The organism is Lysinibacillus sp. NPDC093197 (assembly GCF_044754025.1).
Lineage (GTDB): Bacteria > Bacillota > Bacilli > Bacillales_A > Planococcaceae > Lysinibacillus.
The window spans coordinates 508,940-523,651 of record NZ_JBIVOH010000002.1 but is presented as its reverse complement, the minus strand read 5'-3'; the positions used below and the strand labels follow the sequence as shown (position 1 = coordinate 523,651).

Genomic DNA, 14,712 nt, shown 5'->3' with positions numbered 1-14,712 from the left:
AGGGCATGTGTATTATTCGAAAAATTAATGACGCAGAATTATACTTTCTGTGAAATTGTCAAATAAAAATAGTGGAAACAAAAAGAAAAGTACATATAGTTTGTCTGAATTTTGACAACCTTCCAGTGTTTTTTACAGAATGTTGTATTAGAATAATAGATAGATAGGACGCGTCACTGGAAGGAGATAGAGATGGACTATATAGAGAAGGGAACAAAAGCATTTAACAGAGCAAATTGGGCTTTATTTTTAGCAGGGTTTATTACCTTCGCGAACTTATATGTATCGCAACCGTTACTACCGACGTTTGCCGAAGAGTTTCGTGTCTCACCAGCAGTTGCAAGTTTGTCATTATCGGTAACTACATTGGCACTCTCGATTAGTATGATAATTGTCGGCTCGTTATCTGAAGCTTGGGGAAGAAAGTCGTTAATGACAATATCTATATTTGCAGCATCGGCTTTAACGTTAGCACTAGCTTTTTCACCAAACTTTGAAACTATATTAGTATTGCGTGTTATTCAAGGAGTTGTGTTTGCTGGGCTACCAGCTATTGCTATGGCTTATTTAGGCGAGGAAATTGCTCCGACTAGTTTAGGCGTTGCGATGGGGCTCTACATAAGCGGCAATTCTGTAGGGGGGCTAAGTGGTCGTGTCATTATCGGTACATTGACAGACTTGTATAACTGGCAAGTTGGCATGATTGTGCTTGGCGTAATTAGTTTGATGATTAGTGTGTTATTTATATGGATGCTACCGAATTCCAAAAATTTTACGGCACGGCCGTTACAAATAAAGGCGCTAACAAAATCACTTATTCAGCATTTAAAGGATCCATCTATGCTTTGTTTATTTGGTATTAGCTTTGTGTTAATGGGAAGCTTTGTGACGCTTTACAACTATATTGGTTTTAAATTAATGGCACCACCATATAATTTAAGTGCCACAATTGTCGGGTGGATATTCGTTATTTATTTAGTAGGGACATTTAGTTCGGCATGGTTCGGCAGTTTGGCCGATCGGTTTGGGCGTCAAAAAATGTTATTGTTAGCAATTGCTATTATGCTTGCAGGTGCAATTATTACATTACAAAGTCTTCTTTTGTTAAAAATATTAGGTATTACAGTTTTCACATTTGGATTTTTTGCAGCCCATTCAATAGCGAGTGGCTGGGTAAGCAAACGTGCAACTCATGATAAGGCACAAGCATCATCACTGTATTTATTTTTCTATTATTTTGGCTCGAGTGTTGGTGGAACCGCAGGGGGTGTGTTTTGGATGCACTTCGGCTGGGTAGGCGTAATTGCAATGATAACAGTATTTTTAGTCATTGCTTGTATGCTAACATTTGTATTAAAAAGCGTCATTGCGAAACAACGGTTAATTACCGGCTTAGTAAAGTGAAGTATTAAGTTGATAGAACTCCTTTTATTTTTCACATGACGGATAATTGAACAATCACCTCAGCTCTAACTGTTCGTAGAGAGGGGGTGATTTTTTATCCACTCGAAAACAATATTTAGCATATATTATTGACAAAATGGAAAGTTGTACCATAAAATGGTATAGACAGACAGTCGGTCAGTAAGGGGGAAGAAATGCGAAAAGAAGCTGAAGAGCGTCGAAACGAAATACTGGATGTAGCTGATAAGCTTTTCGGTCAAAAAGGTTTTGATGGCACAAGTACAAACGAAATTTTAGAAAAAGTAGGTATTGCACGGGGTACGCTGTATTATCACTTTAAGTCGAAAGAGGATATTATGGATGCGTTGATTGAACGCTATACTGTGCAAATTTTAGAATCTGCCAAGAAAATTGCTGCTGATAAGAATATATCCGTCTATGAGCGTATTATCGGCGTTGTCATGGCATTGAATATTAGTGACGGTAACGGCAAAGAAGTAATAGAGCATATGCATAAGCCGCAAAATGCTCTTATGCATCAGAAAATACAAAAAGTTATAGTTAACGAAGTTCCACCAGTATTAACGGGGATTATTCGTGAAGGCATTGAGCAAGGACTATTTCATACGCCATATCCGTATGAATGTATGGAAATGATAGTGGCATATACCAATACTGTTTTTGATGATGCAATGGTCAATTTGACGAATGCTGAGTTCGCGGGTCGAGTACAAGCATTAATTTTTAACGTCGAACGACTTTTAGGAGTTGAAAGTGGAAGTCTTATGCACATGATGAGGATGTTTGACAATGGAAAAGAGGGCAGCTAGTTGAGAAAAATACTGATTAATTCGGCTATTTTTTAGGAAATTCTTTTTTTTCTTAGGTCAGGAAGGCTAGTTGGTGGGGGTATGTTTTTCAATCTGTTAAAAATCTCGAACAGAGGTGACGTATGTATTACAGAATAATCCGCAATGATATTTCCAATAGCAAACTAATTTCGCTAACAACAATGATATTTGTTGCGGTCGCGGCTATGCTTGTTGCGCTATCAGCAATACTTGTTGTAAATCTTTCGGGGGAGTTAGATACACTTATGAAGCAGGCGAAAACCCCTCATTTTATGCAAATGCATGTAGGTGATATTAATACAGTGCGACTTAAAGGCTTTGCTGAACAGAATAGTAACGTCCAAGATTTTCAAGTGCTTGAGTTTCTTAATATTGACGGCTCGCAAATTATTTTAGGCAATAGTTCGTTTGCAAATAATGTTCAGGATAATGGTTTTAGCATTCAAAGTGAGAAATTCGATTACCTGTTGGATCTTGATGGTAATATTATTAACGCATCTGATGGTGAGCTTTATGTTCCATTACGTTATATGAAGGAAAACAACGTAAAGGTCGGGGACATTGCAGCGATAAGTGGGAAATCATTCACTGTTGCAGGATTTCTAAGAGATTCACAGATGAATTCCATGCTCTCCTCTTCGAAGAGATTTCTTATTAGTAAAAATGATTACGCAGACATAAAAAACTTTGGCCGTACAGAATATTTAATTGAGTTCAGATTAAAGGATTTATCGTCGCTCGGCGAATTTGAAAACGCCTATGCAACTGCAGGACTTGAAGCGAATGGACCGACGATAACATATCCACTGTTTAAAACGATTAATGCACTTTCAGACGGAATGATGATAGCAATCATACTTCTTATAAGTATACTAGTCGTTGCCATAGCATTTATGTGCATTCGTTTCACTCTCCTCGCAAAAATCGAAGTAGACTACCGTGAAATTGGTGTTATGAAGGCAATCGGATTACCAGTCTCAGACATAAAGAAGATATATCTTGCAAAATATGCAGCCATTGCGTTAGCAGGTAGTGTAATCGGCTATGTATGTTCATTCTTGTTCAAAAACATGCTTCTTGAAAATATTAGGCTTTATATGGGGGAAAGCGACAATTCTTCTCTTGCATCGCTTTTCGGAATAATTGGTATAGTTATTGTATTTTTTGCAATTATTGCTTATGTAAATGGAGTGTTGAAACGCTTTCGTAAAATTTCCGCTGCTGAAGCAATACGCCATGGCACTTCCCAAGAAAAAAACAGTGCTACAAGGAAGTTTTGCTTGAACAGCAACCGTCTCTTTAACACAAATATATTTCTTGGCATTAAAGATGTACTGTCAAGAAAAAGACTTTACGCCACAATGCTAACAGTGCTTGTAATATCGGCATTTATCATGATTGTTCCACTAAACCTTTACAACACGATTTCCTCAAATAACTTCATCAAGTATATGGGTATTGGCAACTACGATATGCGTATTGACATCCAGCAGACTGATCATATTTCTAAAAAAACGGAACAAATTTTATATACTATAAACAATGACAGTACCATTTCAAAGCATACTGTTCTTTCGACAAAAACATTTAAAGTAAAAATGGAAGATGGAACAGAGCGAAATATAAAAATCGAACTTGGTGACCATTCAATCTTCCCAATAAAATATTCGACTGGGAGGGCACCCGTTTCACAAAATGAAATTGCACTTTCAAAGTTAAACGCCGATGAGCTTAGTAAAAAAATAGGCGATAGTATAACCCTTATCATTGCAGGAAAGGAGCAAAATTTCACGATAAGCGGCATTTATTCCGATATTACAAACGGTGGAAAAACCGCAAAGGCTATTTTTAATGACAATTCTACAGACATGATGTGGAGTGTTATTAGCGTGGAATTTTCCGATAAAGCTGTGCTGGATAATAGAATGACTGAGTATACGAATCTATTTACCTATGCAAAAGTTTCAGACATTAATGATTACGTCTTACAAACTTTCGGCTCAACAATTGATGCAGTTGGAAAGGCTTCTCGTGTCGCAATTGCCGTGGCGCTCTTTATTACTGTATTAGTTACGTTATTGTTTATGAAAATGCTTATCGCAAAGGATAGATACTCTATTGCTGTAATGAAAGCGTTAGGTTTTACAAATTCAGATATTATGTCACAGTATGCTGCCCGTTCCTTATTCGTACTAATGATTGGAATTGTTGTTGGTACACTTCTTGCTAACACGCTCGGAGGATTACTAGCAGGCGCGGTTATCTCTTCTTTTGGTGCTTCGTCGTTTACATTTTCGGTCAATCCGTTAGCGGCGTACTTACTTTGTCCGCTAATGATGGCATGCTCGGTACTAATTGCAACAATTATTAGTACTTCTGGGGCTGGGAAAATAAAAATATCCGAAAATATAAAGGAGTAGTTTATGAAGAAAATGATTATCGGTGACAATATTGTAAAATCTTTCGGTGCAGGAGAAAAAAGGCACAATGTTCTCAATGGTGTGTCCGTTGAAATAAACGAGGGGGAATTCGTTGCGATTATGGGTCCATCAGGCTCAGGGAAATCTACACTTATGTATGCAGTAAGTGGAATGGATAGCATTGACACTGGAAAGGTGTCTTTTGATGGAATGGATTTGTCAATGCTTAGTGAACAGGAGCTTGCCGATTTACGGAGAACAAAAATGGGGTTTGTTTTTCAGCAGCCAACTTTACTTAAAAACTTAAATATTATGGATAATATCATACTTCCTTCAATGCGAGATAACAGAAAAAGTGTTGATAAGATTACAAAAAAGGCAAGAGCGCTTATGAAAAAGGTAGGTATAAGCGATCTTGAAAAACGTAATATTACACAAGTTTCGGGAGGACAGCTACAACGTGCAGGCATTTGCCGCGCACTAATAAGCAATCCTAAAATTATTTTTGGTGATGAGCCGACTGGTGCACTTAATTCAAAATCAGCACAGGAAATCATGGACATTATTACAGAAATTAATGCAGAAGGGACAGCGGTGCTGCTTGTAACACATGATCCAAAGATTGCCGCAAGGACTGATCGTATACTGTTTATGCGTGACGGAAAAATAGTCGATGAAATACAATTTAGCCGATTTACGGACACAAATATTGAAGACAAAATGGAAAAGATTATGGCGGAAATGCGAAAAAACGGAATATAATTTCTAAAGAAGGTGAGTCTCCCATCAAGGAAAATGAACAGAAGTAAAGCATTCGTTGATGGTAGCGGATGAGGCGACTCATGCACAATACGTAAGACGCAACAAACAGTGCCATAGCAGGGTTGAAGCTTGCGGTATGCCCGCGGAAAGCATCCCTGTAGTGGACATCAACAGTGCATCAAGAAAGTGTTGGATTGTTTGTATTTTTCTGCTATGTAAAATAAATGAAACCATAGCTGTTCTCTTATGCAGTAAATAAAAATAGAAAGAGAATACTAGTTGATGATAGCGGAGGCGAGTGACTCCTGCGGGAACGCACAAAACGTAAGACGCAACAGGCGGCGCGTAAGCGTCGGTTGCGGCTTGCGATGTGCCCGCGGAAAGCACTCGCCGTAGCGAACATCAACAGCAAAAAGTGTTAGATTGATTGTAGTCAATCTAACACTTTTTGTCTTTTATTAACCCATAATATTGTAGCCAGCGTCGATGTAGATTGTTTCGCCAGTTACCCCACGTGATAGATGAGATAGCATTACAATTGTCATATCAGCTACTTCATCTTGTTGAACATTGCGTTTTAACGGCGCTGTTTCTTCGATTTTGTGTAAAATCGTATTGAATGAAGGAACACCTTTTGCCGCAAGTGTACGAATAGCACCAGCAGAAATTGCATTTACACGGATATTGTCTTGCCCAATATCAGCAGCTAAGTAGCGCATTGACGCTTCTAATGCAGCTTTGGCAACACCCATTACGTTATAGCCATCAAGTACGCGTTCAGCGCCTAAATAACTCATCGTTACAATAGAGCCACCTTCTGTCATGTACGGGTGTGCTGCTTTTGCAGTTGAAATAAGCGAATACGCACTTGTATCTTGAGCGAATGCATAGCCATCGCGTGTTGTCTCTAAAAAGCGATTGTGTAAGTCTTCTGCATTGGCAAATGCTACAGAGTGAACAATACCGTGGATAACACCAACTTTTGCACCGATTGTATCGAATGCTGCTTTTGTGCTTTCATCACTATTAACATCACATTGTACGACAAATGCATCTGCTTGGCCGTAGTTTTCAAGTTGCTTTTGTAATTTTTTTAATGAACGTTCTTGGCGATACGTGAAAATAACATTTGCACCTACGTCAAATAAACGTTTTGCAATACCCCAAGCAATACTGCGGTCGTTTGCAACACCCATTACGACAATGTTTTTATCTTTTAATTGTAATAAATTGTCCATCATTTATAAGAACCCCTTTACGAAATAATATCTGTTATTAGTACCAACTACTAAAATCTTATCATACATAATTTATGGTTGCAATAACAAGATGAAAAGAGCTTACAACTTCATTTGAAATGACATATACGCACTCTTTATCTTAATGTCAAAATACAAAACCAACTCAAACAAAAAGGCATCCAATGAAGGATGCCTTTATTTAGTAATGATGTTTACCTATTCGAATTTTAAAGAGTCGCCATCAAAAGGTTCTTCAGCCACTTTGATAGAATCTGTTGGGCAACCTTCAAAAGCGTCTTGCATGTCTTCTAGTAGATCTTCTGGAACTTCAGCAGTTCCCATGTTATCATCTAAAATAACGAAGGCAATTCCTTCATCATCATAATCATAAATATCGGGTGCTGCGGCTCCGCATGCGCCACAAGCGATGCATGTATCTTTATCAACAATTGTGTATTTAGCCATTTCTTTCTCTCCTTTTACGATGGTCCTACAAAGCTTCATACTCATTTTAAAGATGTTTAACTTACATTTCAACCTAATACTATTAAATTGGAGGAATTTGCTTCAATGTTTTATCAAATTTTATTGCAAATCTTTCAAAAACTTAATAATGAACGAACAGTTTCTGCAGCTTATCATATCCTTAGAGGAAAGCGTTCAGGTCAGACAATTCAAGATGTTGGACTGTTTCAGCTACATAACTTTTTTGGATTACTCCCAAAGCTACCACGCGCGATATTTGACGAGGCTGTAGCAACCTTTTTGCAATATAGTTGGTTAAGTATGCAGGAATCTGGTCATTATTCCATGAAAAAGCTCGGTTTACAGCGAGCAGAGCAAACATCTGCTTTTTTATTTGACGGCTGGTATTATCGAGGAAATGAGCATGTATTTTTTGCTCGTCTTTCTTTAGTCGTCCAAAGTCTATCTTATCAAAAAGAGGGGATTCGTTCATTTTCTCCTATTAGTAAAGATGCTCAAGTTCAGTCATGGGTACGTAATTTTTTGCAGGACTATCAGTATCAATCAGGAAAATTGCAAAAACAACTACTTGAAGAGTGCCTTCGTGTATTAGCTACCTTACCTGTATCAGATAATAATAAACAACTCGTCCTTTATCGATTAAGTGGCTATAGTTTACCTGGTTGGACATGGCAGCAGCTTTCTAGTGAACGAAAGGAAACTGTGCTTGATAGTCAATTAGCATTTATCGAATTACTACATACATTAATGAATGAAGTGCATGCAACAAATAATTACCCGTTACTTGGCCAAATGGCTGAGGAACTTCGGGTTAAAGCATTGCTGACTGATTCTGCACAGCAAACTGCCGTTTTATATGAACAAGGATATTCAATTGAACAAATTGTGCAAATAAGAAAATTGAAACAAAGTACGATTGAAGATCATTTAGTGGAGTTAGCGATGAATGAACCGAACTTTTCGATTGGCCCATTCGTCTCATATGAAGAAGCGGAAAAAGTTTGGCACGCTTCCAAGCAATACCAAACAAAAAAATTAAAGGCATTGCATGAAGTAGTAAAAGATTTGAGTTATTTCCAGCTGAGACTTGTCCTCGCGAAAGGGGAAGTATAAATGGAACTAGAGCAAACATTAGCTAAGCACTTTGGCTATACAACATTCCGACCAGGTCAAAAGGAAGTAATTGAAGCAATTCTTGATGGAAAAGATGTAATTGCGTTATTGCCAACTGGCATGGGTAAATCACTGTGCTATCAATTGCCAGCATATATAATGCAAAAGCCAGTGTTAATCGTGTCACCTTTATTGTCTTTAATGCAGGACCAGGTAGAGCAACTTAAACGCTTTGGTGAAAAAAGAGTAGTAGCATTAAATTCTTTTTTAGCAGCAGATGAAAAACGATATGCACTCCATTTTTTAGAACAGTATCGCTTTATTTTTACGTCACCAGAAATGCTTTTGCAACAACAGGTGCAGGAAAAACTCGCGAAAATGTCATTAAGTCTCATTGTAGTTGATGAAGCGCATTGTATATCGCAGTGGGGATTTGATTTTCGTCCAGATTATTTGCGAATTGGTGACTGGTTTTCGCGAAGCAATCGCCCGCCAGTGTTAGCTTTGTCAGCGACTGCAACGCAAAAAGTAGTAAAGGATATTCATACGACACTTTCGCTGAACGACCCGTTTGAATTTATGTATAACGTCGATCGTCCTAATATTCATCTTGGGCGTGTTGGATTTGAGGATAGGGCTGATAAGGCACGATGGATTTTAGAACATGTAAAAAAAACAGCTGGACCAGGTATTTTGTATATGTCATCACGTAAGCGTGCAGAGCAATATTGTGAAACATTCATGCAAGCAGGTATTCGGGCGGCAGCTTATCATGCGGGTTATAGTGCAGAGGATCGTCAATTTATTCAGCAGCAATTTATTGATGGAGAGCTAGATTGGATTGTGGCGACAAATGCTTTTGGTATGGGCATCAATAAGGCAAATATTCGACAGGTGATCCATGAAACAATGCCCGCTAATGTCGCTAACTATATGCAAGAAATAGGACGCGCAGGTCGTGATGGAAAACCAGCTCTTGCAATTTTACTTTATAGTGATGGTGACGAAGAACTTGCGAAATTTGTTGTAACAGGCGATTTGCCGTCAGCAAGTCATGTCGACCGTTATCAAGAGCTTGTAATACAGCATATCGAGCCATCGCAAATGTTGAAAAATGGTGAGTTGAGTGAAACGGCCTTTCGTGTGCTAGATTACTGGTATCATCAGGAATCTGTTCAGGAAGTGAAAGCGCGACTTAATTATTTTGCACTTGAAAAATATCAGGCGGTTGATGAAATGTTAAAAATTACTCAGACAAAAGGCTGTATTCGCGAGCAGCTTGTCGGGTATTTTGGGCAAAAATTGCAGAAAAAACCTGAAAACTGTTGTGAAAATTGTGGAATCCATTATGATGAAATCAATATAGTACGCGTTAAGGAAGAGAAAAAAGTAGAAATGATTGCATGGGAAAGTCGATTAAAACAGCTTTTATTAAACGATTAGACTATAATTGACGGTCATTTACTTTTTTCGCAAAATTCGTCATAATAGAATGATAGAAGAATGCGTAGCAAGGTTGGAGGAAAGTCGAATGAGTAAAGAAGACTATCGTGATAAAATCGAAGAACATCGTCAGTCATTTGAAGAAGAACAACAAGAACAGCAAAATCTATCTAGAGTTTCAAGAATGAATAAAAATGGAAGCAATAACAAAAAGCCGAAAAATACAAAACGTAAATCACCGTTAATGACGATACTTTTTGTTACATTTATTTTAATTCCATTAACTATATTAATTTATTTCGTGCAATTCTATGATCCTGGTAAAACGATTGAAGAAGCCGAAAAGGATACGCTAGATTCTGTTGTAGAAATTGATAAGACTGGTAGTAAAGCGGAAGCATCCACATCATCTGATAAAGACAAAGATGCTAAAGCAAACGATCAAGCCAAAGAACAGGCACAAAAAGACGCTGAAAAGTTAGCTGAACAACAAAAGGCTGCTGAAGAAGCGAAAAAAGCCGAGGAAGCTAAATTGGCACAACAACAGGCTGAGGCAGCAAAAAAAGCAGAAGAAGCTAAAAAAGCTGAGCAAGCACGTAAAGCAGAACAAGAAAAGCAAAATGCTGCAAAAGCGAAAACACATACAGTTAAAGCAAATGAAAACCTATATCGTATTGCATTAAATTACTACGGTGATGGTAGTGAAGCTACATTAGCGAAAATCCGAGCGGCGAACGGTATGCCTAATGACACTGTATTTGTTGGGCAAGTCATTAAACTACCATAAGAAAAATGGTGTCATTCTTTGGCAATGTTGTTTTTCTAGTATAAAATAAAGGACAAACGTCAACACCAATGAATGGTTGAGGCAAACGTCTGATTAGCAGAAAGGCGATTCTACAGCATAATGAATCGCCTTTTTGCTGTCATAAGGAGAAGTGAGGGAATGATATATATTGGACTATTTCTTTTAATAGTTATCGCCTTCCTACTCTATATGTGGAAGGTCGCGCACGAAAATAATGTGTTGCATCATCAATTATCACTCAAAGGTGAACAAGAAAAGATTCGACTATTTTTTATTTCAGATACGCATTTACGAAAAATTAATCGTCCAATGATAGAACGATTAAAAGGTACATTTGATGCGGTAATAATCGGTGGAGATTTTGCAGATGGGCGCACACCTATTCAACGTATCCATGACAATCTCGATTTATTGACACCGTTAGGACCTACTTATTTTATCTGGGGGAATAATGATAGAGAAGTAGGCGAGGAGCAATTTCGGGCTATTTTACAACAACACAGTGTCGAAATTATTGCCAATGATGCTGTCTTATTACCTAAAAAGAATCGCTTATGGCTAAGTGCTATTGAAGATACTTCTACGATGAAATATAGTTTTGATGCTGCCTTTGAAAAAGTTGGCGAGGATGATTTAGTCGTTTTTATTTCACATAATCCTGGTGTCTTTGCCAGAGTGCGTGCGAAATTTCGAGCGGACTTAATGATCGGTGGACATTTGCACGGTGGTCAAATCAGAGTTGGACCGTATGGTGTTCATCCGCTAGGCTCTTATCGGGAACGTGACGGTGTGATGACACTTGTGAGTAACGGCTATGGCACTACACTATTGCCATTCCGTTTAGGAGCGAAACCTGAATGCCATATAATTGACATTGAAATTTCGGGTAAATAAACAACCAATAATGCGTAGAAGGCGTATAATGGAGACGAGAGTTATTTTTTTAAATGTAGATGCCCAATAGAGAGCATGTAATCTGCATGAAAGCGAAGCATCTGTGTTTAATACGCTGATGCCTATTTGATAGGAGTGTCAAACAATGCAACAAGTTGATGCAATAATTGTTGGAGGAGGCCCTTGTGGTTTAGCGGCAGCAATATCTTTACAAAAAATTGGTTTACGACCGATTGTTATTGAAAAAGGAAATATTGTAAATGCCATTTACAATTATCCAACACATCAAACTTTCTTTAGTACGAGTGAACGTTTAGCCATTGGTGACGTACCGTTCATTATTGAGGGGCGCAAGCCAAAGCGAAATCAAGCACTTGTTTATTATCGTGAGGTAGTGCGCTTGAAAAATATTCAAGTTAACCGTTTTGAAAAAGTCGGAAGTGTTGTGAAAAATGGAGAGATTTTTACGGTAACGACGGATAAGGATGTATATGAAACTCCATATGTTGTAGTAGCAACAGGTTACTACGACCATCCTAATTATATGGATATTCCTGGCGAGGAACTACCAAAGGTTTACCATTACTTTAAAGAAGGACATGAATTTTTTGATACGGATGTCCTTGTAATCGGTGGGAAAAATTCAGCTGTAGATGCAGCATTAGAATTGAACAAGGCTGGAGCCCGTGTCACAGTTGTGTATCGTGGCAGTGAATATTCTCCAAGCGTGAAGCCGTGGGTTTTACCTGAATTTGACGGGGTTGTACGTGGTGGGGAAGTCACAATGCACTTTAATACAAATGTAGTAGAAATTCGTGAGCATGAGGTTGTAGTAAATATTGACGGTCGTGAAGAAGTATTAAAAAATGACTTTGTTTTTGCTATGACTGGCTATCACCCAGATCATTCATTTATTCGAGCGATGGGTGTTACGATTGATGAGGAAACAGGTCGACCATTTTGTCAACCTGACACAATGGAAACAAATGTAGCAGGGCTATTTATTGCGGGGGTCATCGCAGCAGGCAATAATGCCAATGAAATTTTTATTGAAAATGGACGCTTCCATGGTGATTGTATCGCACAAACAATTGCAGAAAGAAGATAATATAAGAAGCTGTATAGGCGTGACTGCTTATACAGCTTCTTTTAGAATAGAGGCTATAAAAGGTGGGGGAAAATGACTTGGTTATATTGGATAATTAGCTATTTTATTGGAAACTTTTTGACTGCTTTTTTCGTTGGAAAAGTATATGGTGTCAATTTGCAGGAGGAACGCAGTAAAAACCTAGGTGCACGAAATGCAGGGAGTGTAATAGGTAAGGCTGCATTTATGTGGACATTTTTGGGGGATTCATTAAAAGGTGTTCTCGTTGTGTTACTAGGAAGTATTTGGAATCTGGAACAGTGGGCAATTATTGTAGGAGGCTGTCTCGTTATACTCGGTCATATGTATCCCATTTGGCTGAAATTTAATGGGGGCAAGGGCGTGGCAACATTTATCGGAGTTGGCCTTGCCTTATCACCGACTATATTTTCCTTGATGATTGTCGGCACAGCAATTGTGTTTAGTGTCACAAGAAGCCTTACACTTGGCATGCTAGGTGGCTTCGTGTTTTACATTGGAGCAATTGTACTAACAGGTCAATTACCGCTATACATACCGATGCTAGTTGCAATTATTTGTATGTTGATTAAGCATACATCCAATATTAAGGAGTCTTTAAGAAGAGGGAAGTGATTTTATGTACTGGTGTAAAGTCGCACAGACAGAAAAGGAATTCGATGCGATCGCGCAGTTGAATTATGAAACCTTTGTTGAAGAAATTCCACAGCATGAACCAAATACGATGAAAAGAAAAGTAGACCGTTTTCATCAAGAAAATACGTATTTAGTTGTTTATAAAGGAACTGAGCTTATTGGCATGTTAGCCTTTCGAGATCAACGACCGTTTTCAATTGATGAAAAAATTGGTGAAGTGGAGCAGTATTTACCAAAGGAAATTTGTACAAAGCTTTGTGAAATTCGCTTACTTGCAGTGAAAAAGCAATATCGTACAGGACGTGTATTATTAAGATTGACACAGGCGTTGAATGCTTTTGCTTATGAAAAAGGCTACTCAGCAGCTGTCATTTCGGGTACTACGCGTGAGGAAAAATTGTATAAGCAAATGGGCTTTAACCAATTCGCACCAGCAGTAGGTACAGCGGAAGCTATGTTTTTACCAATGGTATTAACGAGGCAACAATTTGAACACTCCTTACAACAAAAACTTGCACAAGAAAGTTATACATTTTACCCAGGGCCTGTTAAACAGCAAGGAGCTATTTTGTATTCTGAGATGTCACATCGATCTCAAGCTTTTCAATCACTATATGAACGTATGCGCAGCAAGCTTCTCGAATTATCAAATGCCACCCATATCGCTACATTAGTAGGAACAGGGACATTAGCGAATGAAGTGATGCTCGGACAACTCAAAGCACAAAAAGTGGGACATGGACTTATTTTAACGAATGGGGAATTTGGAGAACGTCTTCACAAGCAGGCTGAGCGCTGGTCATTAGATTTTGACGTCGTTACGCAAGCGTGGGGAAGCGCATTTGATTTACAGTCATTGGAAGCTTTATTACAAACGGGTTCCTATCAATGGCTACTAATGGTGCACGGGGAAACTTCAACAGGTACATGTAATGAATTAGAAGGCATTTTACAATTAGTTAAGCGCTATAATTTAAAGCTTTGCGTAGATTGCATTAGCTCATTTGGGGCAATGCCATTTTCATTAGCTGAATGCTACTTAGCTACAGCGGTGAGTGGTAAAGCGATTGGGGCACTTAGTGGCTTGTCATTTGTATTTTCACAACAACTTGTGGAGCCTTCCTCTACTATACCTGCTTACTTGGACTTAGCTAATTATCAGCAAGGTATGATTCCCTCTACGTTACCTGCCGTGCTTATTGGCAATGTAGTAAATGCTTTACAAGCATATCCAGCTCGCTATAGTCAGCTACAACAGCACTATGAAGCACTGCTGCAGCTACCATTTATGGACTATCGCTTAGTAACTACAGCGTATCCAATGATTTTGACAATACAATGCCCAAAGGAACTCACTAATTTATCGACCGATTTAAAATTAAATGGATTATATGTCCATGGAGATAGTGAATATTTACGCAACCGAAATTTTATACAGTTGTCAGTAATCCAACCTGATTTTGAGTTAGCACTAGGTCGCTTACGAAATCTGTTAACTTATTATGAGCGAACAGTAGATGTATAAGTG

13 protein-coding genes are annotated in these 14,712 nt (G+C 38.3%); 11 read left to right on the top strand and 2 right to left on the bottom strand.

Going from position 1 to position 14,712, the window contains the following annotated elements; genetic code table 11:
* Positions 1-192: 192 nt before the first annotated feature.
* From ACIP9G_RS08450 to ACIP9G_RS08435, 4 genes are all read left to right on the top strand, one after another.
* Positions 193-1,404: an MFS transporter gene (locus tag ACIP9G_RS08450; protein WP_401018749.1), complete on the top strand. Its 1,212-nt coding sequence runs from the start codon at positions 193-195 to the stop codon at positions 1,402-1,404.
* Between the two features lie 194 nt (positions 1,405-1,598).
* The gene (locus tag ACIP9G_RS08445) at positions 1,599-2,234 is read left to right on the top strand and encodes a TetR/AcrR family transcriptional regulator (protein WP_401018748.1); all 636 of its coding nucleotides are present in this window, start codon (positions 1,599-1,601) and stop codon (positions 2,232-2,234) included.
* Between the two features lie 122 nt (positions 2,235-2,356).
* Positions 2,357-4,675 (top strand): ABC transporter permease, encoded by a 2,319-nt coding sequence (locus ACIP9G_RS08440; RefSeq protein WP_401018746.1) that lies wholly within the window; start codon positions 2,357-2,359, stop codon positions 4,673-4,675.
* A gap of 3 nt (positions 4,676-4,678) precedes the next feature.
* Entirely contained in the window at positions 4,679-5,437 is a 759-nt protein-coding gene (locus ACIP9G_RS08435) for an ABC transporter ATP-binding protein (protein ID WP_401018745.1), read from the top strand.
* A gap of 458 nt (positions 5,438-5,895) precedes the next feature.
* Here ACIP9G_RS08435 and ACIP9G_RS08430 read toward each other — a convergent pair whose 3' ends face one another.
* Positions 5,896-6,678 carry an enoyl-ACP reductase FabI gene (locus ACIP9G_RS08430; protein WP_401008326.1) on the bottom strand — a complete coding sequence of 261 codons (783 nt, stop codon included), beginning with the start codon at positions 6,676-6,678 and terminating at the stop codon, positions 5,896-5,898.
* Positions 6,679-6,894: 216 nt separating this feature from the next.
* The gene (locus ACIP9G_RS08425; protein WP_173478432.1) at positions 6,895-7,143 is read right to left on the bottom strand and encodes a ferredoxin; all 249 of its coding nucleotides are present in this window, start codon (positions 7,141-7,143) and stop codon (positions 6,895-6,897) included.
* A gap of 105 nt (positions 7,144-7,248) precedes the next feature.
* Between ACIP9G_RS08425 and ACIP9G_RS08420 the strand changes: the two genes are divergently transcribed.
* From ACIP9G_RS08420 to ACIP9G_RS08390, 7 genes are all read left to right on the top strand, one after another.
* Entirely contained in the window at positions 7,249-8,277 is a 1,029-nt protein-coding gene (locus ACIP9G_RS08420; protein WP_401018744.1) for a YpbB family protein, read from the top strand.
* Positions 8,278-9,720, top strand: a complete 1,443-nt coding sequence (locus tag ACIP9G_RS08415) for a RecQ family ATP-dependent DNA helicase (RefSeq protein ID WP_401018742.1) — start codon at positions 8,278-8,280, stop codon at positions 9,718-9,720.
* 88 nt (positions 9,721-9,808) lie between these two features.
* A complete protein-coding gene (locus ACIP9G_RS08410; RefSeq protein ID WP_401018741.1) occupies positions 9,809-10,507 on the top strand; it encodes a LysM peptidoglycan-binding domain-containing protein in 699 nt (232 codons plus the stop codon).
* 159 nt (positions 10,508-10,666) lie between these two features.
* Entirely contained in the window at positions 10,667-11,422 is a 756-nt protein-coding gene (locus ACIP9G_RS08405; RefSeq protein WP_401018739.1) for a metallophosphoesterase, read from the top strand.
* Positions 11,423-11,567: 145 nt separating this feature from the next.
* A complete protein-coding gene (locus ACIP9G_RS08400; RefSeq protein ID WP_340825234.1) occupies positions 11,568-12,530 on the top strand; it encodes a YpdA family putative bacillithiol disulfide reductase in 963 nt (320 codons plus the stop codon).
* Between the two features lie 72 nt (positions 12,531-12,602).
* Entirely contained in the window at positions 12,603-13,163 is a 561-nt protein-coding gene (locus ACIP9G_RS08395; protein ID WP_401018738.1) for a glycerol-3-phosphate acyltransferase, read from the top strand.
* Between the two features lie 4 nt (positions 13,164-13,167).
* On the top strand, positions 13,168-14,709 hold the full coding sequence (locus ACIP9G_RS08390; RefSeq protein ID WP_401018736.1) for an aminotransferase class V-fold PLP-dependent enzyme: 1,542 nt from the start codon (positions 13,168-13,170) through the stop codon (positions 14,707-14,709).
* Positions 14,710-14,712: the final 3 nt, after the last annotated feature.